The organism is Ideonella lacteola (assembly GCF_038066555.1).
GTDB classification, from domain to species: domain Bacteria; phylum Pseudomonadota; class Gammaproteobacteria; order Burkholderiales; family Burkholderiaceae_C; genus Ideonella; species Ideonella lacteola.
On record NZ_JBBUTG010000006.1, the window covers coordinates 19,446 to 41,997 of the forward strand.

Annotated in this window: 16 protein-coding genes; 11 read left to right on the plus strand and 5 right to left on the minus strand. The window is 67.1% G+C overall.

Translation table 11 applies throughout. From position 1 onward, the window contains the following. Both lpxC and AACH06_RS12115 read left to right on the plus strand, forming a co-directional pair. Positions 1-936 carry a UDP-3-O-acyl-N-acetylglucosamine deacetylase gene (gene lpxC, locus AACH06_RS12110; protein ID WP_341425953.1) on the plus strand — a complete coding sequence of 312 codons (936 nt, stop codon included), beginning with the start codon at positions 1-3 and terminating at the stop codon, positions 934-936. A 58-nt stretch (positions 937-994) separates the two neighbouring features. Then, entirely contained in the window at positions 995-1,180 is a 186-nt protein-coding gene (locus tag AACH06_RS12115) for a hypothetical protein (protein ID WP_341425954.1), read from the plus strand. 24 nt (positions 1,181-1,204) lie between these two features. Here AACH06_RS12115 and AACH06_RS12120 read toward each other — a convergent pair whose 3' ends face one another. Next, entirely contained in the window at positions 1,205-1,876 is a 672-nt protein-coding gene (locus AACH06_RS12120) for a TetR family transcriptional regulator (protein ID WP_341425955.1), read from the minus strand. A 315-nt stretch (positions 1,877-2,191) separates the two neighbouring features. Between AACH06_RS12120 and AACH06_RS12125 the strand changes: the two genes are divergently transcribed. The 5 genes from AACH06_RS12125 (at position 2,192) to AACH06_RS12145 (ending at position 12,090) form a co-directional block, all read left to right on the plus strand. After that, positions 2,192-3,409 carry an efflux RND transporter periplasmic adaptor subunit gene (locus AACH06_RS12125; protein ID WP_341425956.1) on the plus strand — a complete coding sequence of 406 codons (1,218 nt, stop codon included), beginning with the start codon at positions 2,192-2,194 and terminating at the stop codon, positions 3,407-3,409. 19 nt (positions 3,410-3,428) lie between these two features. Next, positions 3,429-6,608: an efflux RND transporter permease subunit gene (locus AACH06_RS12130; protein WP_341425957.1), complete on the plus strand. Its 3,180-nt coding sequence runs from the start codon at positions 3,429-3,431 to the stop codon at positions 6,606-6,608. Beyond that, the gene (locus AACH06_RS12135; protein ID WP_341425958.1) at positions 6,608-8,014 is read left to right on the plus strand and encodes an efflux transporter outer membrane subunit; all 1,407 of its coding nucleotides are present in this window, start codon (positions 6,608-6,610) and stop codon (positions 8,012-8,014) included. Before AACH06_RS12130 ends, AACH06_RS12135 begins: the two co-directional genes overlap by 1 nt. A 39-nt stretch (positions 8,015-8,053) precedes the next feature. Further along, complete coding sequence (locus tag AACH06_RS12140) at positions 8,054-9,754, plus strand: glycosyltransferase family 39 protein (protein ID WP_341425959.1); 1,701 nt, start codon at positions 8,054-8,056, stop codon at positions 9,752-9,754. A 317-nt stretch (positions 9,755-10,071) separates the two neighbouring features. Beyond that, the gene (locus AACH06_RS12145) at positions 10,072-12,090 is read left to right on the plus strand and encodes an MGH1-like glycoside hydrolase domain-containing protein (protein ID WP_341425960.1); all 2,019 of its coding nucleotides are present in this window, start codon (positions 10,072-10,074) and stop codon (positions 12,088-12,090) included. 67 nt (positions 12,091-12,157) lie between these two features. On the opposite strand, the gene AACH06_RS12150 is transcribed toward AACH06_RS12145, so the two are convergent. Genes AACH06_RS12150 through AACH06_RS12165 form a run of 4 tightly spaced genes read right to left on the minus strand, consistent with a single transcriptional unit; the run spans position 12,158 to position 15,104 of the window. Beyond that, a complete protein-coding gene (locus AACH06_RS12150) occupies positions 12,158-12,862 on the minus strand; it encodes a dienelactone hydrolase family protein (protein WP_341425961.1) in 705 nt (234 codons plus the stop codon). A 20-nt stretch (positions 12,863-12,882) separates the two neighbouring features. Beyond that, positions 12,883-13,440: a crossover junction endodeoxyribonuclease RuvC gene (gene ruvC / locus AACH06_RS12155; protein ID WP_341425962.1), complete on the minus strand. Its 558-nt coding sequence runs from the start codon at positions 13,438-13,440 to the stop codon at positions 12,883-12,885. Between the two features lie 55 nt (positions 13,441-13,495). After that, on the minus strand, positions 13,496-14,476 hold the full coding sequence (locus tag AACH06_RS12160; protein WP_341425963.1) for a phosphatidate cytidylyltransferase: 981 nt from the start codon (positions 14,474-14,476) through the stop codon (positions 13,496-13,498). 7 nt (positions 14,477-14,483) lie between these two features. Further along, positions 14,484-15,104, minus strand: a complete 621-nt coding sequence (locus AACH06_RS12165; protein ID WP_341425964.1) for a lysophospholipid acyltransferase family protein — start codon at positions 15,102-15,104, stop codon at positions 14,484-14,486. A 325-nt stretch (positions 15,105-15,429) separates the two neighbouring features. On the opposite strand from AACH06_RS12165, the gene glk reads away from it, so the two are divergent. From glk to AACH06_RS12185, 4 genes are all read left to right on the plus strand, one after another. Continuing rightward, positions 15,430-16,443: a glucokinase gene (glk, locus tag AACH06_RS12170; protein ID WP_341425965.1), complete on the plus strand. Its 1,014-nt coding sequence runs from the start codon at positions 15,430-15,432 to the stop codon at positions 16,441-16,443. Between the two features lie 49 nt (positions 16,444-16,492). Next, a complete protein-coding gene (locus AACH06_RS12175) occupies positions 16,493-17,485 on the plus strand; it encodes an alpha/beta hydrolase (RefSeq protein ID WP_341425966.1) in 993 nt (330 codons plus the stop codon). Positions 17,486-17,998: 513 nt separating this feature from the next. Then, complete coding sequence (locus AACH06_RS12180) at positions 17,999-20,908, plus strand: TonB-dependent receptor (protein ID WP_341425967.1); 2,910 nt, start codon at positions 17,999-18,001, stop codon at positions 20,906-20,908. A 108-nt stretch (positions 20,909-21,016) separates the two neighbouring features. Next, positions 21,017-22,528: a tryptophan halogenase family protein gene (locus AACH06_RS12185; protein ID WP_341425968.1), complete on the plus strand. Its 1,512-nt coding sequence runs from the start codon at positions 21,017-21,019 to the stop codon at positions 22,526-22,528. Positions 22,529-22,552 lie beyond the last annotated feature (24 nt).

Here is a 22,552-nt window from a genome sequence, read left to right on the forward strand (position 1 = left end):
ATGCTCAAGCAACGCACCCTGAAGTCCCTCACGCGCGCCGTCGGCGTGGGCCTGCACAGTGGCCAGCGCGTCGAAATGACGCTGCGGCCTGCCGCGCCGAACACCGGCATCGTCTTTCGCCGCGTCGACTTGCCGGTGCCGGTCGACATCCCGGTGCGTTTCGACTCGGTCAGCGAAACCCGCATGGCCTCGACCATCTCGCCCGGCGGGCAGCCTGGCGGGCCCAAGGTGCAGACGATCGAGCACCTGATGTCGGCCTGTGCCGGCCTGGGGTTGGACAACCTGTACGTGGACATCACCGCCGACGAGGTGCCCATCCTCGATGGCTCGTCCGCCAGTTTTGTCTTCCTGCTGCAAAGCGCAGGCATCGAGCTGCAGAACGCCCCCAAGCGCTTCCTCAAGGTCACCAAGACGGTGGAGGTGCGCGAAGGCGAGGGCGCTCGGCTGATCTGGGCCCGGCTGGAGCCGCACCATGGCTTCAAGCTCACCTTCCAGATTGACTTCAACCACCCGGCGGTCGATGCCACGGGCCAGGAAGTCACCTTCGACATGGGCTCGGGCCGCTACAAGCAGGAGATCGCCCGTGCCCGCACCTTCGGTTTCACCAAGGATGTCGAGGCGATGCGCTCGCGTGGCCTGACGCTGGGCGGCAGCATGGACAACGCCATCGTCATTGACGACTACCGGGTGCTCAACAGCGACGGCCTGCGCTATGACGATGAGATCGCCAAGCACAAGATCCTCGATGCGATCGGCGATCTCTACATCGCCGGGGCGCCGCTGCTGGCGGCCTACACCTCGTTCCGCGGGGGTCATGCGCTGAACAACAAGCTTCTGCGGGCCCTGCTGTCCGATGCCGGTGCCTACGAGTACGTCACCTTCGAAGACGAGACCCGGGCCCCGTCGGGCTTCACCGAGCTGGCGCCGGCCTGGTGATGGGGTGCTCGACATAATGCGCATCAGCTTCTGAGGGCGGCCGGCCGGCCGCTGGCGCATGATGATCTTCCGATTGCTGTTTGGCCTGCTGCTGCTCGCCGGCATCCTGTGTCTGGCCACGTATGTGGCCACCCGCGATCCGGTGTGGCGACGCCGCGGCCTGGTGATCGTCAAGTGGACGATCCTCGCGGGGCTGGGTGCTTTGGCTGTGGTGGTGCTGGAGCGGCTGGCCCTGCTGCTGTAGGCGCAGGGCGCCGGGCGACGCCGCTCAGCCCGCGGGGCTGGGAGCGGCCGCCGGGCGCGATGCCGAGGTCGTTTCCGTGGCCACGGCTCGCAAGCCCAGGATGTAGCTTCGCACCGCGACCTCGCCGCACGCGACCAGATCGAAGCCGCCGGGCCGCAAGGTCCAGTGGTGCATCAGGCCGTCGACCAGCGCGAACAGGCCCGTAGCGATGAGGGGCAGGGGCAGGCCGGGGCGCAGCTGGCCTTGCGCTTCGGCGCGGGTCATCGCATCCACCAGCTGTTGCTGGAACTCTGACGTGCCTTCCATGTAGCGCGCCTGCACCGGGGCCAGCTCGGCGGTGTATTCCGTCTGGTGCATCGCGATGCGGAACACGCGCTGCACCTGTTCGCTCTCCGCCAACGCCCGCAGCGGGCTCATTGCCATCTCTGTCAGCAGGGCCATCGGGTCATCGCCCGCCACCTGCTGCGCCCGCTCTGCGGCGCACTCGCATGGCAGAAAGGCGCGATCCATCATCGCGTTGAACAACTCGGCCTTGTCCTGGAAGTGCCAGTAGATGGCGCCGCGGGTCACGCCTGCGGCGGCGGCCACGTCTTGCAGGCGCGTGTGCGCCACGCCACGCGCGAGGAATTCGGCCTCGGCTGCGTCCAGGATCTGATGTCGGGTGGCCTGTGCGTCGGCCTTGGTGCGTCGAACCATGAGAGGCCTCGATTGTCGGTGGCCGCCAGTCTCAGGAATAACCCTGGCCAAGCGGGGAATTGCTTGCCCAGGCAAATTTCGCCTGGGCCAGCATTGAGGGAGGAACCGCTGGCGGTGGCTCCAAGCAACATACATACATGATTGTATGTATACTGCGCCACCTGTCGATGGGGCTCTGCCTCCGCCCTACGGGCGTTGTGGGTCCGTGGGGTCGTCGCGCGCGCGTCGATGACTTCGGCCGCTGTCGAACCCCGCTCCCGCAGTTCGTCGTCCTCCAGAACAACGTCATCCCGGCCTCGTCGCCCCAGGAATCAAATGGACCTTCCCAAGCAGCTCGTTCGCTCCGCCACCTCTGGTCGCCTTCCCGCTGTGCTGGCCGTCGCCTCAGCCGCTTTTCTGGCCGCGTGCGGCAATGCGGAGGGCCAGGGCGGGCCGGGCGGACAAATGCCACCCACGCCGGTCGGTGTGGTCACCGTGCAGCCCACCGCGGTCACCATCGCCAGCGAGCTGCCGGGGCGGCTTGAGGCGTGGCGCACGGCCCAAGTCCGCGCGCGGGTGACGGGCGTGGTCAAGAAGCGCGCGTTCGAAGAGGGCAGCGTCGTGAAGGCCGGGCAAAGCCTGTTCCAGATCGACGATTCGGTCTACCGTGCCGCTCTCGAGAGCGCCCTCGCCACCCAAGCCAGGGCCGAGGCGGGGCTGGCCCAGGCGGCCGCGCTGTTGGAGCGCAACCGGCCGCTGGCCGAGGCCAAGGCCATCAGCCAACAGGATTGGGTTGCCACGCAGGCCGCCCACAAGCAGGCGCTGGCCGACACCGCGGCCGCCAAGGCGGCTGTGGCGCAGGCCCGGCTGAACGTGGAATACGCCGCGGTGCTCGCGCCCATCGCCGGTCGCATCGGACGAGCCCAGGTCACCGAAGGGGCGCTGGTCAGCCAGGCCGAAGCGACCTTGCTGGCCACGATCCAGCAGACCGACAAGCTGTACGTGAACATCACCCAATCGGCGTCCGAGGCGATGCGGCTCAAGCGCGCCTTCGACGAGGGCAAGCTTCAATCGGCGAAGGGCGCGCAGGCACGTGTCGTTCTCGACGACGGCACCGAATATCCGCTGCCGGCAAAACTGCTGTTCGCCGACCTGAGTGTCGACCCGACCAGCGGCCAGGTGCTGCTGCGTGCCGAGGTTCCCAATCCGAAGGGCGAATTGCTGCCGGGCCTGTACGTCAAGGTCAAGCTCGATCAGGCACAAGCGGGCGGCGCCATGCTGCTGCCTCAGCAGGCCGTCACCCGCGGAGCGGCGGGCGACACGGTGCTGGTGGTCGGCGCTGACCACCAGGTGGCCCAGCGCACGGTGCAGCTGGGCGGCACCCAGGGCAGCCAGTGGGTGGTGCTCGGTGGGCTGAAGTCGGGCGAGCAGGTGGTCGTGGACGGCTTCCAGAAGATCCGGCCCAAGGCGCCGGTGCAACCGGTGCCGTGGTCGCCTGCGTCGGCACCCGCCTCCGCCGCGCCGGCCGCCGCAGCCTCGGCCGCCAGCCGTTGAAGCCGGAGCGCATCACCCCATGAATTCGCGTTTCTTCATTGATCGACCCATCTTTGCGTGGGTCATTGCGATGTTCATCGTCGTCATCGGGGCCGCTGCGATCACGCGGCTGCCGGTGGCGCAGTACCCGAGCGTCGCCCCCCCCGCCATCGTCATCACCACCGCGTACCCCGGTGCCTCGGCCAAGGTGCTCGAGGACTCGGTGTTGTCGGTCATCGAGCAAGAGCTCAATGGCGCGCCGAACCTCATCTACATGGAGTCGAGCGCCGATGCCAGCGGCACCGGCAGCATCACCGTCACCTTCGAACCAGGCACCGATGTCTCGATCGCCCAGATCGAGGTGCAGAACCGCCTGAGCCGCGCCACGCCAAGATTGCCGGCGGCGGTGACGCAGCAGGGCGTGCGCATCGACAAGTCGCGCTCGAACTTCCTGCTGTTCGTGATGATGACGTCGAAGAACCCCGCCTACGACCCGGTGGCGCTGGGCGACTATGCGGCGCGCAACATCGTGCCCGAGTTGCTGCGGGTGTCCGGCGTGGGCCAGGCGCAGCTGTTCGGCACCGAGCGCGCCATGCGCGTCTGGGTCGATCCGGCCAAGCTGGTGGGCTATGGGCTCTCGACGGCGGACGTCAACAACGCCATCCGCGCGCAGAACCTGCAGATCTCGGCCGGCACCATCGGCGGCCTGCCCGCCGCTGCCGGCCAGACGATGTACGCCACGATCACCGTCAACGGCCAGCTGGGCTCGATCGAGCAGTTCGGCAACATCATCGTCCGCAGCAACACCGACGGCTCGACCGTGCGGCTGAAAGACGTGGCGCGGCTGGAACTCGGCGGCCAGGCCTATGCCAGCTCGGCCCGCCTCAACGGCGCCACGGCCACCGGCATCGGCGTTCAACTGGCGCCCAGCGGAAACGCCCTGGCCACGGCCGACGCGATCAAGAAGCGCCTGGCCGAGCTGCAGCAGTACATGCCCGAGGGCGTGAGCTACGACATCCCGTACGACAGCTCGAAGTTCGTCCGCATCTCGATCGAAGAGGTGGTCAAGACCTTGATCGAGGCGATCGCGCTGGTGTTCGTCGTGATGCTGGTGTTCCTGCAAAACATCCGCTACACCCTGATCCCGACCATCGTCGTTCCGGTCGCGCTCACCGGTACCTTCGCGGTGATGCTGACCCTCGGCTTCTCGATCAACGTGCTCACGTTGTTCGGCATGGTGCTGGCCATCGGCATCTTGGTGGACGACGCGATCGTGGTGGTGGAGAACGTCGAACGCATCATGGCCGAGGAGGGCTTAAGCCCCCGCGAAGCCACGATCAAGGCGATGGGCCAGATCACCGGGGCCATCATCGGCATCACCGTGGTGCTGGTCTCGGTGTTCGTGCCGATGGCCTTCTTCAGCGGGTCGGTCGGCAACATCTATCGCCAGTTCTCGCTGTCCATGGCGGCCTCGATGCTGTTCTCAGCCCTGATGGCGCTGTCGCTCACCCCCGCGCTGTGCGCCACGCTGCTCAAGCCGGTGCCTGCCGGGCACCACGACAAGAAGGGCTTCTTCGGCTGGTTCAACCGCGGCTTCAAGCGCACGGCCAAGGGCTACGAATCGATCGTCGCGCGGATCCTGCCGCGCGCCGCGTGGTTCCTGGCGCTGTATGCCGTGATCATCGGCGCGGTGGTCCTGATGTACCAGAAGCTGCCGACGTCGTTCCTGCCGAACGAAGACCAGGGTTACCTGATCGTCAACGTGCAGTTGCCGCCTGGCGCGTCGCAGTCGCGGACGGAATCGGTGATGCAGCAGGTGGAGAACTTCTTCCTGGCGCAGCCCGAGGTCGACAAGGTCGTGGGCGTGCTGGGCTTCTCGTTCTCCGGCTCTGGCCAGAACGCGGGCCTCGCCTTCGTCCCGCTCAAGCCGTGGGAGGAGCGCAAAGGCAAAGAGCACAGCGCGCAGGCGCTCGCCGGCCGCGCCTTCGGGGCGCTGATGGGCATCCGCGACGCGTTCATCTTCCCGCTCTCGCCGCCGCCCATCCCTGAGCTCGGCACAGCCACCGGATTCAACTTCCGTCTGCAAGACCGTGCAGGCCTTGGCCACGCGGCGCTGCTGGCTGCACGCAACCAACTACTCGGCATGGCCTCGCAGAGCAAGCTGCTGCAGGGCGTGCGTCCGGACGGCCTGGAAGACGCGCCGCAGCTGCAACTGGACATCGACCGCGAAAAGGCTGCCGCGCTCGGCGTGAGCTTCGACACCATCGGTTCGGTGTTGGCCACCTCGCTGGGCTCGACCTACGTGAACGACTTCCCCAATGCAGGCCGCCTGCAACGGGTCATCGTTCAGGCCGAGGCCGCGGCGCGCATGCAGCCGGAGGACATCCTCAAGCTCTACGTGCCCAACAGCAAGGGTCAGCAGGTGCCGGTGTCGGCCTTTGCCTCCACACGCTGGGTCGAAGGGCCGCTGCAGACGGTTCGCTACAACGGCTACCCGGCGATGAAGATCGCGGGCGATTCGCCGCAGGGCGTGTCGACCGGTGAAGCCATGGCCGAAATGGAGCGGCTCGCGGCCCAGCTGCCACCTGGCTTCGGCTTCGAATGGACCGGCCAGTCGCGTGAAGAGAAGCTCTCGGGTGCGCAGGCGACCATCCTGCTCGCGTTCTCGATGTTGGCCGTGTTCCTGTGCCTGTCTGCGCTGTACGAAAGCTGGAGCATTCCGGTGGCGGTGCTGCTGGTGGTGCCCTTGGGCGTGGTGGGTTCGTTGGCGGGCGTGATGCTGCGCGACATGCCCAACGACGTCTACTTCAAGGTGGGCCTGATCACCATCATCGGCCTGTCGGCGAAGAACGCGATCCTGATCATCGAGTTCGCGAAAGACCTGCAGGCCGAGGGCAAGAGCCTGCTGCTGGCGACGCTGGAGGCTTGCCACCTGCGCTTCCGGCCGATCTTGATGACCTCGTTCGCCTTCATCCTCGGCGTGCTGCCGTTGGCGATCGCCAGCGGTGCCGGCTCGGCCAGCCAGCGTGCGATCGGCACCGGCGTGATGGGCGGCATGGTGACTGCCACGGTGCTGGCTGTGCTGCTGGTGCCGGTGTTCTTCGTCGTGATCCGCCGCATCTTCCCGGGCGGCCACGTGCTGCACCACGCCACCTCGATTTCCTCCACGGCCTTGGCCGGCGATGAAGAAGAACTGAAGAAGAAGCTGGAGGGCCATTGATGACCCGCATGCCTGTTGTGAATCGACTGGTCGGCGCCCTGCCGTTGTTCCTGAGCGCGGGCCTACTGGCCGGGTGCATCAACCTCGCGCCGGACTACCAACGCCCCGCCTCCCCGGTGCCGGCGGCCCTGCCGACCGATGCCGCCACCCCGGATGCGGCACTGCCGGCGGTGCGTGAGTTGCTGCGCGACGAGCGCCTGCGCCAGATCGTCGACCAAGCGCTCGCCAACAACCGCGATCTGCGGGTGGCGATGCTGAACGTCGAGCGCTCGCGCGCCCAACTGCGTCTGGCCGACGCCGATCGCTGGCCGACGGTGGCCGCGGCGGTCAACGGCACCCGTGCGCCGAACACCAGCACGGGCGACCAGACCAACACCTTCCAGGCCGGTCTGCAGGTGACGAGCTATGAGCTCGATCTGTTCGGAAGACTGCGCAACGTGAGCGACAGTGCGGCCGCCAGCTTGCTGGGCACCGAGGCGGGCGCCCGGGCGGCGCGGCTCGCGCTGGTGACCCAGGTCGCGTCCACCTGGTTCACGCTCGCGGCCGATCAGGAGCAACTTGCGCTCGCCCGCCAGACGCTGGCCGGGCGCGAGCAGACGCTCAAACTGACCGAGCTCCGAGTGAGTGTCGGCGCCGCGTCCGATGTCGATCTGCACGGGGCCCGGGGCCTGCTGGCCCAGGCGCAGGCCACGGTGGCGCAGCTGCAGCGGCAGACCGCGGTCGACGCGAACGCGCTGACCTTGGTCGTTGGTCAGGCCGTGCCGGCGTCATGGCTGCCGTCCGCCGAGGCGCCGTTGAACGGGGAGGCGCTGGCCGCCGTGCCGGTGGGTGCCTTGTCCGACTGGCTGCTGGCGCGGCCGGATGTCATCCAGGCCGAGCAGGCCCTGATCGCTGCGAACGCCAACATCGGCGCCGCTCGCGCCGCGATGTTCCCGCGGATCACGCTCAGCGGCAGCGCCGGTGTGGTCAGCGACACGCTGCGTGGCCTCGTCGAATCGGGCACCTTCGCCTGGACCTTGGGCGCCAGCGCCGCCATGTCGATCTTCGATGCGGGCCGCAATCAGGCCAACATCAAGGCAGCCGAGGTGACCCGCGAGATCGCGGTGGCCCAGTACGAGAAGGCGATCCAGACCGCTTTCCGCGAAACCGCCGACGCCCTGGTGTCGCAGGCCACCTGGCGTGATCAGGTGACCGCACAGCAGGCCCTGCAGGCGGGCGAGAAGGAGCGGGCCCGCCTGACGCGCATGCGCTACGAGGCTGGCACCGCCAACCTGATCGAGCTGCTCGACAGCGAGCGCTCGTTGGCCGCCGCCGATCAGGCGCTGGTGTTGGCTCGCCTGGGGGAATTGCTGAACCGCCTGGCGCTCTACAAGGCGCTGGGTGGCGAGGAGCGCGCCGTGTCGTGACGCGACACGGCCGGGGAGAACAAGAAAGGAACGACTTTCATGCCGTCACGCTGCACAACGGCGGGCCGCTGCCCGCATCGATCCGATCGATCGCCCTGGGCGTTCGAATGGGGGCAGGAACACAGCTCTTTCCTGGCCTTGGTGCTGGTGCTGATCGGCCTGACCGTCGCGCGCGCCTGGGTGGTGGTGCATGTGAACGCAGGCCTGCACGTGGACGAGGCGCAGTACTGGGCCTGGTCCAAGGCGCTGGATTGGGGCTATTACTCCAAGCCGCCCATGATCGCGGCGCTGATCGCCGCTTCGACCCAGTTGCTGGGCGATGGTCTGCTGGGCGTCAAGGCCCTGGCGATGGTGTGCTACCCGCTCACGGCTTGGGTGCTCTACCGCTGGGTGTCGGAGGTGCTGGCCGACGTGACCCCGCACGAGCACGCGCGGCCCTATCGCGCCGGCCGGCTGGCCGCCCTGCTGTTCATCGCGTCGCCGGTGGCCGGGCTGCTGGGCCTGGCCGCCACCACCGACGCGCCGCTTCTGCTCGCCTGGGCACTGGCATCGCTGGCCTTGTGGCGTGCGTGGCGGGACGGCCGCTGGAGTGACTGGTTGCTGCTGGGCCTGTGGGTGGGCCTGGGTGTGATGTCCAAGTACACGATGGCGGCCTTCGCCGTATCGGCGATCGGCCTGATGGCCACCGTGCGGCGTCGGGCCACCCGCGCGATCGGCGCAGTGCCCGGGCTGGCGATGGCCGCGAGCGTGGCCTTGGTGTGCGTGGCGCCCAACCTGATGTGGAACGCGGCGCACGATTGGCCGACCTTGCGCCACACCGCCGAGATCACCGTGGGTGCTCAAGCGACGCCGATGGGCGTGACACTGGCCAGCTATGTCGGCGGCTTGTTGCTGCTGTTGGGGCCGCTGGTGGCCGTGTGGGCGCTGGCATGGCCCTGGACACGACGCGGCGAGGCTGCGCTTTCCACGGATTCATCGAGCGCGCCGACGGCGAGCACCAGCCGAAGCGTCGCCACCCGCCGCGAAGCCTGGTGGGCCGCGGCCTGGCTGAGTGGTCCGCTGCTGCTGATCGGCGCTGCCCAATCGCTGCATGCGCGCGCGCAGGTCAACTGGACGGCACCGGCCTTGATCGGCGGCGTGCTGGCCCTCGCGCTGTGGGTGCAGGCCGAGCGGCCGCACCGTCGGCTGCGCGGCTGGTACGCGGTGCTGGCGCTGCAGGCGGCGCTGATCGGCGCGCTCACCTTGGCCAGTGACGTGGCGCAGGCGCTGCACCGGCCGTTGCCACGGCAGCTGGACGTGTGGGCCCGGATGCGGGGCTGGGAAGAAGCCTTCAGCCAGTTGCGCCCGGCGGCCGATGCCTACTGGCGTGACCAGACCGCCCAGGGCCAATCGCCCACGGTCCTCGGCAGCGAACGCGCGGTGCTGGCCAACGGCGCCTACGCCTGGCGCGCGAAACCGCCGCAATGGCTGGCTTTCCGGCAAGACCCCCGTGCGCCACACAACCACTTCGAGCTGATGTCGCCGTTGCGCCCCTCGGAGTATCCGCAGCCGGTGCTGATCGTCGGCGAAGGCCCGCTCGAAGGGCCGCTGCTGCAGGCGCTGGATGGCGCGCCCCGGCGACTCGCATCGACCGAGGTCGAGCAGACGCCCGGGCGATCCCTGCACCTGGAGTTGTGGCAGGCTGAACTCGCGCCCCAGTCCGTGCTGGCGCGCGGGCCGGGCGACACGCCGCCGCGGTGACCGCGCCAGGTTGAGGTCTCGGGCTGGCGCGCGGTGGGTGCCAGCCATGAGGTCATGGCGACGGCCGCCGATACCGCCAGCACCTGGCGCGCGCGTGCTGGCATGCCGTGCTGTCCGAGGCGCTTTCCGATAGGCAGGGCGGCAGCATGGCCGCGATCGAGCGCGCCGAAGAGGGGTTCAGTTGCACCCTGAATCAGCTCGTTGCCAAACAGGTGCAGCTTCCCCTTTTTCCACGCAGGGCCACCGCGGGTGCCGTGATCTCTCGCGCATCACAATTTGCGCATAACCGAGATCCAACCGAGGAGAGAGAGGCCATCATGATCCATCGCGCATGCCTGAGCCGCGCGCGGCTCGTCCACGTCTGTCTGGCGGCAGTGGCCGCTGCAGCCACATCGGCCCACGCGGCCCAACCCCAACTGCAGTTTGCCAACCCCAAGAGCGAGCTGCTTTTCGGCCGCGCGTACCAACGCGCGCTCGAGAACGTGTTCACCATCAACCAGAAGCCGGCGTTGCCGCAGGACCTGGACTCGGGCCTGCTGACCGGCTCGCCGCCGATGCGCATCCGCGCCGGCGGTGGCTACCCGGATGTCTGGACCCGCGATGCGTCCGTCAACAGCTGGAACGCGATCAGCCTGATGGAGCCTGAACTCGCGAGCAACACGCTGTGGGCGGTGGTCGACCGCCGCCCCGATGGCCAGCTCATCGTGCAGCAGGACGGCCAATGGTGGGATCAGGTGATCTGGATCAGCGCCGCCTGGAACCACTACCTGTTGCGGGGTGACGAAGGCTTTCTTGCCCATGCCTACCAGGCGGCGGTCAACACGATGGCAGCACGGCGTGCGGCCAACTACGACAGCCGGCTTGGCCTGTTCAAGGGCCCCTCGTTCTTCAACGACGGCATCTCGGCCTACCCCAGCCCGCCGGCCGACGACAACGAGTCGCGCGGCGTCGGTGCCGGCGACTACCCGGCCACGTCCGAGGAGATGGTGCTCAGCACCAACGCGGTCTACTACTCCGCGTACCGAAGCCTGGCGGCGATGGCGCGTGCCACCGGGGCGCCGCAGGCGGACATCGATGGCTACGACGCCATGGCCGATTCCTTGAAGAAGAACATCAACGATCGGCTCTGGCAACCGCACCGTTCCAGCTACGGCTTCCTCTTGCACCAGGGCGACGGCCTGGATGGCATCGTCGACGATCACCAGGAAGGCACGGGCGTGTCGTTCGCGGTGATCTTCGGCATCGCCAATGCCAAGCGTGCCGCGCAAGTCGTCAGCCACACGACGGTCGATCCCTGGGGCATCGTCGACGTGTCGCCCGACCTGCCGCGCTATTCGCCGCAGAAGCCCGGCCGCCACAATGCCATCGTTTGGCCGGTGGTCCAGGGCTACTGGGCCGATGCCGCAGCGCGGGTGAAGCGCCAGGACCTGTTCGCGAAAGAAGTGGCCCGCCTGGCCAAGCTGGGCAGCAACCACAGCGGCTTCTTCGAGATCTACAACCGCCACACAGGGATCGTCGACGGCGGTTGGCAGGGCGGATTCCATTGGGGATCCGAGCGCGATCAGACCTGGTCCGCCAGCGCTTACCTGAGGATGTTCTTCACCAATGTCTTCGGGCTGCGCCCTGACACCAAGGGCCTGGCCTTCGATCCCATCTTGCCGGTGGGCTGGGGCAACATCACCGCCACGAACGTGCGCTATCGCCAAGCCAACCTGACGATCAAGTTGAGCGGCGCGGGCCAGACGATCGCCTCGTTCAAGCTCGACGGCGTCGCCCACGAAGCCCGCCTGCCGACCAGCCTGCAGGGCAACCACACGGTCGAGATCCAGCTCAAGGGGGGTGTCGATGGTGACCGCGACGACGACGGCGTGGTCGATTCGGCGGACGACTGCGCCGATGAGGCCGGTGCCAGCGACGTGAACGGATGCCCGAGCCCCAGTCTGCTCGAGGCCGAGGACGCCTTCAACAGCAACGGCCCCATGGTGGCCAATGAACACGCCGGCTACTCCGGTCGCGGTTTCGTCGAGGGGCCACGCGTTCCCGGCGCGTCGATGGACTTCACCATCCACCGTCGCAACGCGCCGGCCAAGCGCTACGCGGTCTCGGTGCGCTACGCCAACGGCTACGGCGACGCGCGGACGCTGAGCCTGTATGTGGGCGGCGCCAAGGTTGGCCAACTGCGCTTCAGCCCCACCGGCGGCTGGAACCAGTGGGCCGATCTGCCTGCGGGCACGTTCGAGGTGTCCGGCAAGACCTCGCACCTCGTGCTGCGCTGGGATGACGGCGACAACGGCCTGATGAACGTCGACTCGGTGTCGCTGCGTCCGGCGCCCTGAGCGGCCTCAGGAGGCGGAGCGCCGGCCGCGGCGCTCCGCAACATTGCAGGCGCCGCCGTGCGGCCGGTCAGAACAGCCGCTCGGCGAGGAAGGCCAGGCTGCGGCCGTGGGCCAGTGCGGCGGGGCCGGGGCCGTAGCTGGCCCGGCTCCAGCAGTTGAAGCCGTGCAAGGCGTCGGGGTACACATAGACCTCGGCGTCCTTCTCCACCAACGCCTGGCGCACCGCGTCCACTGCCACCAGCGGGATGTGGTCGTCCCGTTCGGCGTAGTGGAACTGGATCGGGCACTCGATCTGCGGGACCAGGTGCAACTGGTTCTGGATGCCCCCGCCGTAGTAGGCAACGGCCGCGTCCACACTGCAGCAGGCCGCCGCGGTGTAGGCCAGCCGACCACCCATGCAATAGCCGATCGCCCCCGTGCGTCCGCTGCATTCGGGGCGCTGGCGCAGCGCCGTCAGCGCGGCTTGCATGTCCCCCACGACACGCTCGTGCGTGATCGTGCCCATGAGCTGGTAGGCGCGCTGTGCGTCGGTGCCGTCGTAGCCCAGTTCGATGCGGGCGCCTTTGCGCCAGAACAGGTCTGGCGCCAGCACCACGAAGCCGGCCAGTGCGTACTGCTCGACCACGCCCCGGATGTGCTCGTTCACGCCGAAGATCTCCTGCAGCAGAAGCAGGCCCGGCCCGCGCCGGGCCGGCGGCAGGGCCAGGTAGCCGGAGAAGCGGCCGTCGGCGCTGTCCAGATCGATCCATTCGGTGGTGACGGGATGGGGCATGGGGGTCTCCTCGTGGCGGTTCAGTAGGTGCGGCCCTTGCGGAACTGGGCATGGGTGCGGCGGTTCAGCGAAGTGGCCTGCGCCATCGCGGCAAACGATCCGCCCGCGTGGGCATGGGTGATGGCCAGGCCCAGCGCGTCGGCCGCGTCCTTGCCGGGCAGGCCCGGCAGATTCAGCAAGCGCATCACCATCTCCTGGATTTGCGACTTGGCGGCATGCCCGTGGCCGACCACGGACTTCTTCATCTGCAGCGCGGTGTATTCGGCCACGGGCAGCCCTGAGGTGACCAGCGCCGTGATCGCAGCCCCGCGGGCCTGGCCGAGCAGCAGCGTGCTTTGCGGGTTGACGTTGACGAAGACGATCTCGACGGAGGCGTCGGTGGGTTGGTAGCGCTGGGCCACTTCGCGCACACCATCGAAGATGATCTTCAGCCGGCCCGGCAGGTCGCCCTGCGCGATGCCTGAAGCGGTGGTGCGGATGGTGCCGCTGGCCACGTAGTGCAGCCGCGTGCCTTCACGTTCCACCACGCCGAAGCCGGTGCATTGCAGGCCGGGGTCGATGCCAAGTACGCGCGTCAAGACTGATGGCCCTGGCGTGGCGCGCGGGCCCAGCGTGCGTGGCGGCGCAGGGGGGTCATGGCGACAGATTGAAGTACCAACGCACCGAGTGAAAGAACACGGGGGCCGCGAAGGCCAGCGGGGCGACACGGTCCAGCAGGCCGACGGCGCCGGTGACGGCCGCCTGGTTGCCCCAGTAGGCCACGCCAGCATCCTTCTTCAACGCCTTCATCACGAATTCGCCGAGTGTGCCGGCTCCGCCCGCGATCAGCGCCATGGCGATGGCCTGCGGCAGCTTGAAGGGCGTGATCCAGAACAGCAAGCCGCCCACCAGGCCGCCCGTCACCGTGCCGATGGCCCACGCACGGGCCGAGAACGACCGGCTGATCTGCCGCGCGAGCGGCCGGTGCCGCAGCCAACGACTGGACGCCTCTTGCACGATCTGTGCAACCGCCGCCACCACCACGAGAAAAAACACCAGGAAAGCACCTCGTCCTGTTTCGACGCGGGGGAAGTTCAGCAGCAGCAGGGCCGGGGCATGCGACAGCCCATAGACGCACACCATGATGCCCCACTGGATGGTGGCGTTGCGTTCCAGGAAGCGCTCCGGGTCGCCGGCCAGTGCGCTGATCACCGGGATGGCCAGGAACACATAGACCGGGATGAACACCGAGAACAGGTCGAAGTTCTGATTGCCCACCAGCACATACTGCATCGGCAGCACCACGAAGAAGGCGACGAGCAGACTGCGGTGGTCGCTGCGCCGGGTGGGGCTGAGCGTGATGAACTCGCGCAGCGCGAGGAACGAGAAGGTCCCGAACAGCAGCGTCGCGCCGATGGGGCCTGAGATCCAGGCGAGCCAGAACACCACCGCGCCGATCCACACCGCGCGCAGATCGCGCGTGAAGCTTTCGTAGCGCTTGATCCAGGCCGACGGTCGATCACGCAGGCTGACCAGCAAGGAGCCCAGCGTGACGGCCATCAGCACGCCGAACAGGATGATGAACAGCAGGCCGATCTGCTGCTCGGAATCGAGGTTGCGCAAGGTTTTCAACATGGCGACCTCACAGCACCAACGGGCGCAAGGCGATCACCGCATCGCGTGCCCGGGCGAGAAAGTCGCGCTTGTCCTCGCCGGGCTGCAGTGCGATGGGCGCGCCGAACGTCACCGTGCACAGGATCGGCACCGGCACCACCTCGCCCTTGGGCATCACCCGCTGGACGTTGTCGATCCACGCCGGCACGAGCTGCACATTCGGGAACTGCTGTGCCAGGTGATAGAGGCCGCTCTTGAAGGGCATCGGCTCACCGCGATGGCTGCGGGTGCCCTCGGGAAAGATCACCAGCGAATCGCCTGACTGCAGTGCCTGCACCAGCGGCTCCAGCGGGTCCTGGTCGTCGGTGCGCTGTCGGTTCACGTAGACGGCGTTGAACACCTCGCGCGTCAGCCAATGCTTGAACGGCGAGGCCGTCCAGTAGTCTTTGGCGGCGATGGGCCGGGTGTGGGCACGCAATTCGCTCGGCAAGGCCGCCCAGATCAGAACCCAGTCGAGGTGGCTCTGGTGGTTGGCGAAATAGATGCGCTGCAGCGCCTCGGGCGGGCAGCCCTTCCAGTGTCCCTGGGCGCCGGTGATCAACCGCGCCACGAACGCCAGCAACTTGCCCATCAAGTCTGCTCGGGTCATAACTTGCCATGGTAGCGGCTTTGCTATTGACGCCCAGCTGGCCGATTGGCGACATTCTGAGAAAGTGGTTCTGTATTCTGACTACGCAAGTTTTGATCTTTCATAGGTGAAGTCGGAATCTCTCGCTTGCGAAGACAATGTAGTTTCGCTACCTTTGAATTTTTGGCGATGCGCAGGCCCGGGGAGGGCTGTGGCGATCGTCGTGACACCTTGGCTGGAAGGCCCTCAACATGCAAAAACAACTTCGTGCGGGCCGTGACGCCCAGGATTCGATGAGCCGCGCGCTCCGTGCGCGCTGCGGTGCCTCTCGGGTGGGGGTGCTCGCATGAGCGCCGGCATCGCCGCGTCGGACGCGTCGTCGTCCTATCCGCGTCTGGTGGCCGATATCGGCGGCACCAATGCCAGGTTCGGCTGGATCGATGGGCCCGGTGCCTCGGTGCAGCATGTTCGCAAGCTGGCGGTGCCGGAGTACCCGGCCCCAGTGGATGCGGCGCGTGACTACCTGCGCGATTTGGCGGCGACATTGGGCGACGCTTACCGCCGTCCTCGGCATGCCGCCATTGCCGTGGCCACGGCGGTGGTGGGTGATCGCATCTCGTTCACCAACAGCCACTGGGCCTTCTCGCGCCAGGCCCTGCAAGCCGATCTGGAATTGCAGGGCTTGCAGGTGCTGAACGATTTCGAAGCGCTGGCCCTCGCGCTGCCTCACCTCGGCGCGGGCCAGTTGCGGCCGCATGGCGAGCTGCCGCAGGCGCGCGGCACGCTGGCCGTCATCGGCCCGGGTACGGGCTTGGGTGTAGGCGCTGTCGTGCAGACGCCGCAAGGCTGGCAGGCCTTGCCGGGGGAGGGTGGCCACAGCACGCTGGCGCCAGGGGATGACTTCGAATCCGAGGTGCTGCGTGTCACCCGCGGCGAGTTTGAGCATGTCTCGGCCGAGCGCCTGCTCTCCGGTATCGGCCTGCCGGTGCTGCATCGGTCGGTGGCGGCGGTCCTGGGTCATCCGGTGGCCGAGCCCTGGACGGCAGAGCAGATCATGGAGCGTGGCCTGGCGCGCAGCGACGAGGCGGCCAGCCGAAGCCTCGACACTTTCTGTTCACTTCTTGGCGGATTCGCCGGCAGCGTGGCCCTGATCCTGGGTGCGCGCGGCGGCATCTACATCGGAGGCGGTATCGTTCCGCGCATGGAAGAGCGCTTCTTCTCGTCCGCATTCCGCGCCCGCTTCGAAGCGAAGGGGCGGTTCCGCGCCTACAACGAGGGCATCCCGACGGCGCTGATCACCGACACGCTCGTGGCGTTGATCGGCGCTGCGGCGTCCATCGAGCAACAAACGGGTTGCTGATGGAGCCTGGCCGCCATGGCGCCGGCGCGCGCCAGCGTCGCTGAACACCATGGCGGGCGGTGCATTGCGGCCCTGGCGGGCGCGAGTTCGAGACCGCCTGCTCGATTGGCGTGAGCGATGGGTCGGCGTGGCCGACCCGTTTGCCGATTGGTCGGCCGCACCCCCCGATGCGAGCGGCCGCTTTGAATCCTTCGGGGCCTGGCCGTCGCGCCATGTGACGCCGCGGCGCATCGATGTGTGGCTGCCGCCGGGTTACGACGAGCCGGATGCCGTGCCGCATGCGGTGCTGTACATGCACGATGGCCAGCACCTGTTCGATCCCGCCACCGCTGCGGGTGGCCATCCCTGGGCGGTGGGCCACCATGTGACGATGCAGATGCTCGCGGGCCGCATGCGGCCCACGATCGTCGTCGGGGTCTGGAACACACCGTTGCGCTACGCCGAGTACGCGCCGGCGCCGGCGCTGCTGCGCCTGCCCGCGCCGCTCTACGCCCTGACCGTCGAGGCCGGGCATCCCGCAGGCGGGCCGTTCGAGTCGCTGTCCGAGGGCTATCTGCACTTTCTGATCGATGAGTTGAAGCCGGTCATCGATGCGAGATACCGCACCCGCCGCGGCCCGGCCGATACCGCGGTGATGGGGGCCAGCATGGGGGCACTGGCCTCGCTGCATGCCCTGGTCGCCCGTCCGGATGTGTTCGGCGCGGCGGGTTGTCTGTCCACCCATTGGCCGCTGACGATCAACCCCGCCCTGTTGGGGCATGGGGGCGACGTGCGCTTGCGCGACATCGCGGCCGCCGGCCTGGGCTGGTTGGCCGAATCGCTGCCTGCGGCTGGCCGTCACCGTCTGTACTTCGACCATGGCGATCGCCATCTGGATGGCCTGTATGGCCCCTTCCAGCATCGGGTCGACGAGTTGGCCTTTGCCCGCGGCTATCGCCCCGGGGTGGACTTCCGCAGTCTTCTGTTCCCACGGGCCGCTCACCACGAGCGAGCCTGGCGGTCGCGCCTGGGTCAGGCGCTGTCGTGGCTGCTGCCCGCCTGATGCGCTGACCCCTGCGGGCACCGGGAGGTGGTCGCATCCCCGGCGCACCGCGAACGGTGGGCGTCTATCGCGCTGTCGCGTCTTCTTGCCGCGCGCCCATGGCTCGCGCTGGCCGGCTCGCGCGGTGGATCTTCCTGCTGCGCTCATTTTTCGCCTGATCCAAGCCCCCTTGCCTGGCAAGCGCTGAAAGCGCTCGCACGGGAAAACCCGCCGTTTTGTGTCGCGAAAATGCTGAAATGTAGTCACACTACAAGACTGTGATATCTCGACTACGCCCTCTATTGGGGCGGTGGCGCGCGATGTGCGGCGGGAGTTTTCGAGGTAATTTCCCAGGAGACTGCGCGTTTTGTGGGCAGTGATCGCACCACTAAGGGATTGCCTCAGGTGGTGTGAATCTAGTTTTAGTACAGAATTTCTTACAAGCTGCACATTCGGCGCTTCTGTCTGAGAGGGAAGAACCGTCGGGTTGGCTGTGGTGCGTGTGTGTTCCAAGAGAGCTTGAGGAGTCCCCCCATGACAATGACCAACAAGAAGCGCAAGGCTGGCCGGCAGGGCCATGCGCCGCGCAGCGCCTTCCAGATCCACCCGGTGGCAGCGGCGTGCTCGGCGCTGGTCCTGACGACCGGCGCCGCCTACGCGCAAAGCGAGCCGGCCAAGGCCGACAAGGCGGCCGAAGACCAAGTCCAGACCGTGACCGTGACCGGCATCCGCAAAGGCATCGAGGCCGCGATCGCGATCAAGAAGAACGCCGACGCCATCGTCGAAGCGGTGTCGGCCGAAGACATCGGCAAGCTGCCCGACCTGAGCGTGGCCGAGTCGATCTCCCGCCTGCCTGGCGTCACCACGCAGCGCAGCACCGTGACCGGCCGTGCGCAGCAGATCAGCGTGCGGGGCATGGCGCCGGACTTCAACGGTGGCCTGCTGAACGGCCGCGAGCAGGCATCGACCGGGTCGAGCCGCAGCGTCGAATTCGACCAATACCCCGCCGAACTGCTCGGCAGCATCGTCATCTACAAGACGCCCGACGCCTCGCTGATGGGCCAGGGCCTGTCGTCGACCACCGACATGCAGACGGTGCGCCCACTCAACTTCGGCGAACGCGCCGTGGTGGTGAACTACCGCCACGAATCGACCAGCAAGGCCGAGAACAAGCCAGGCTTCGGCACGGGCAGTGGTGACCGGCTCTCGCTGTCCTACATCGATCAGTTCGCCGACCGCAAGCTGGGCATTGCGCTGGGCTACACCCACCAGGAGAACAAGGGCGGCGGCCGGCCGAACTTCAACACCTGGGGCGGTTGGGTGCCTCTGTATGACACCGCGACCAACACCACCAGCGCCTGCAACAAGCCGGATGGCGCGCCCGATTCGTGGACGCCACCCGGCACCTGCGCGAAGGTGCCTGGCGGCTTCACCACCGACATCGAGACGACCGACTTCAAGCGCGACGCCGCGCTGGCGGTGCTGCAGTTCAAGCCCAGCAAGGAGTTCGAGTCCACGCTCGATGTGCTCTATTCCAAGGGCAACTTCTCGGTCATGAAGCGCGGCCTGGAAGGCCCGGTCGGCGGCCTGTCGGCCGGTGCCAACGATCAGGGCGGCCGGCTGGTCGATGCCACTATCAGCAATGGTGTCGTCACGGCAGGCAGCTTCGAGAACTGGAAGGGGGTCATCCGCAACCACAACGAGGACTACTCAGACGAGCTCACCTCCATCGGCTGGGGCAACACCTTCAAGGCCGGCGACTGGAAGCTGAACTTCGACCTGTCGCACTCGAAGGTCAAGAAGGTCTCGGAGCGTTTCGAGACCACCGCCGGCATCGCTGGCAACGCCTACAACGCCGAAGACACGATCTCCTGGACTGGTTTCAATGGCAGCAACCTGGCTGACGTGAAGTACAGCACCGGTCTGAACTACGCCGATCCGAACCTCATCAAGCTGACGGACGTGCAGGGCTGGGCCGGCGCCAATGGCGTGCAGGACGGCTACTACGCCAACCCGACCACCACCGACAAGATCGATGCACTGAAGTTCGCGCTGGGCCGCGAAATCAGCTGGGGCCCGATCGTCTCGTTCAATGGTGGCCTGAACATCTCCTCCCGCACCAAGGACCGCGTCACCCGCGAAGGCGCGTTGGTGCTGCCCGGCGCGCTGGACGCCAATGGCAACGTGGTGGACCGGCTCGTCTTTGCCGACATGCCGAACCCCACGGTCGGCGTCGGCGGCCTGACCGGCATCCCCACGCTGAACTGGAACCCGTCGGGCTCGCTCGGCTCGGTGTTCCAGCTCAATCCCTGGTCTGACCACGACATCGTCGGCAAGACCTGGGGCGTGAAGGAGAACGTCAGCACCGTCTTCCTGAAGGGCGACATCGAGAGCGAGATCGGCGGCATTGCGCTGCGAGGCAACGTGGGCGTTCAACTGGTCGGCACCCGCCAATCTGCCACTGGCTTCCGCGTGGACCAGGCGAGCTGCAATGGCGGCACCCACAGCTGCGATTACTCGGCCGTGTCGGCCAGCCACAGCTTCACCGACGTGCTGCCGAGCTTGAACCTCGCGGCCGATCTGGGTGGCGACAACGTCCTGCGCCTCGGCCTGGGCCGCTTGATCGCCCGGCCGAACATGGAAGACATGAAGGCCACGGTGGACTTCAGCGTCAAGTCCGATGATGGCCCGTCTTACTTCAACGGCTCAGGTGGCAACCCGAACCTCGAACCCTTCCGCGCCAACGCGCTGGACCTCTCCTACGAGAAGTACTTCGGCAAGAAGGGCTACGTCTCGATCGCGGGCTTCTACAAGGACCTCGACACCTACATCCTGAAGACCCGCGAGGTGTTCGACTTCGCGTCGTACGTCACCCCGGGCAGCGGCACGCCGGACAGCGGAACCTTGGGTCTGATCACCCTGCCCACCAACGGCAAGGGCGGCACGATCAGCGGGGTGGAGCTGTCGGTCAACGTGCCGTTCTCGATGGTCAGCAGCTGGCTCGACGGCTTTGGTGTGATGGCCAACTACTCGAACACCGACAGCTCGGTGAAGCTGCCGTCGTCGGGCTTCTCGGGCCAGAACGTGAACACCCCGAGCATCCCGCTGCCCGGCCTGTCGAAGGAGGTCACCAACCTGCGCCTGTACTTCGAGAAGTACGGTCTGCAATTGGCGGTGGCCCGTCGTGAGCGCTCGAGCTATCTGGGTTCGATCTCCGACTACCAGGACAAAACCCAGCTCGTCTATGTCAAGGGCGAAGCGCAGGTCGATGTCCAGGCCGCCTACGAGTTCGACTGGGGTTTCCTGAAGGGCTTCTCGATCCTTGCCCAGGGCAACAACCTGACGAACGCCGAGTATGCGGAATACGATGCGCAGAACGGCAACATCACCAACCGCAAGAAGTTCGGCAAGTCGTTCCTGGTCGGTGTGAACTACAAGTTCTGATCGATCGGAGCGAGGCGCGGTGGAAGGGGTGGCTGCTGTCAGCCCCGTCCATCCCCGCGCGGATCACCCCGGGGGCCATCGGCCCCCGTTCCATTTGAAGTGCAGAAGATGCAGACCGACCTGTTGAAGACCGTCGTGATCGTCGGTGGGGGAACCGCCGGCTGGATGACCGCCGCGGCCCTGGCCACGACGATGAAGGGCCGCTACGACATCCGACTCGTCGAATCCGATGAGATCGGCATCGTGGGCGTGGGCGAAGCCACGATCCCGATGATCCAGCTGTTCAACAAGATCGTCGGCATCGACGAGGCCGAGTTCATCAAGGCAACGCAGGGCAGCTTCAAGCTGGGCATCGAGTTCGTCAACTGGGGCCGGGTGGGCGACCGCTACATGCACGGCTTCGGCAAGATCGGACAGGATCTGTGGACCGTGCGATTCGACCAGTACTGGCAGAAGATGCGCGCCCTGGGCCGGGCCCAGCCGCTGGAGCAGTACTGCATCACCCGCATGGCCAGCCGGCAGAACAAGTTCTTGCCGCCGCAGCCTCAACTGCCCAACTCACCGCTCGGTGACATCGCCTATGCCTACCACTTCGATGCGAGTCTGTACGCGCGCTTCCTGCGCGGGCTGGCCGAGAGCCGTGGCGTGCGGCGCTTCGAAGGCCGCATCGACAGCGTGTCGCAACGGCCAACCGACGGCCACGTTGACGCGGTCGTGCTGGCGGGCGGGCAGCGTGTCGAGGGCGACCTGTTCATCGACTGCTCCGGCTTCCGTGGGCTGCTGATCGAGCAGGCGCTGCAGACCGGCTATGAAGACTGGACCCATTGGCTGCCATGCGACCGTGCACTGGCGGTGCCTTGCGAATCCGCCCCGACCCTGACGCCCTACACCCGTTCGACCGCGCACCGTGCCGGCTGGCAGTGGCGCATTCCGCTGCAACACCGCACGGGCAACGGCCATGTCTATTGCAGTCAGTTCACCACGGACGATGAAGCGGCCGCCGCATTGCTGGCGAATCTCGACGGCAAGCCCCTGGCCGATCCCCGGCCGATCCGCTTCACCACCGGCATGCGACGCCAGGCGTGGAACAAGAACGTGGTGGCGATCGGCCTGGCGAGTGGCTTCATGGAGCCACTGGAGTCCACCAGCATCCACCTCATCCAATCGTCGATCCAGCGGTTGATCGACTACTTCCCGGACCGCGGCTTCAATCCGGTCGACGTGGCCGAATACAACCGACAGTCGCGCTTCGAATACGAGCGCATCCGCGACTTCATCATCCTGCACTACAAGCTGAACCAGCGAGACGATTCGCCATTCTGGAAGGCGTGCGCGGAGATGCCCATCCCGGATTCCCTGGCGCACAAGATCGAGCTGTTCCGCACGCACGGGCGCATGGTGCGCATCGACAACGAGCTGTTCACCGAGTTCAGCTGGCTACAGGTCTTCGAGGGGCAGAACCTCGTGCCCGAGCGCTACCACCCCTTGGTCGATCTGCAGCCGGAAGACGCCATCGCCGAGTACCTCGAAGGGGTGCGCGAGGTGATCGCCAAGTGCGTCGAGGTGATGCCCGACCACCAGGCCTACATCGACAAGCACTGCAGGGCCTCGCGGCTCTGACGGCGCTGACGGCCCTGAAGGGCC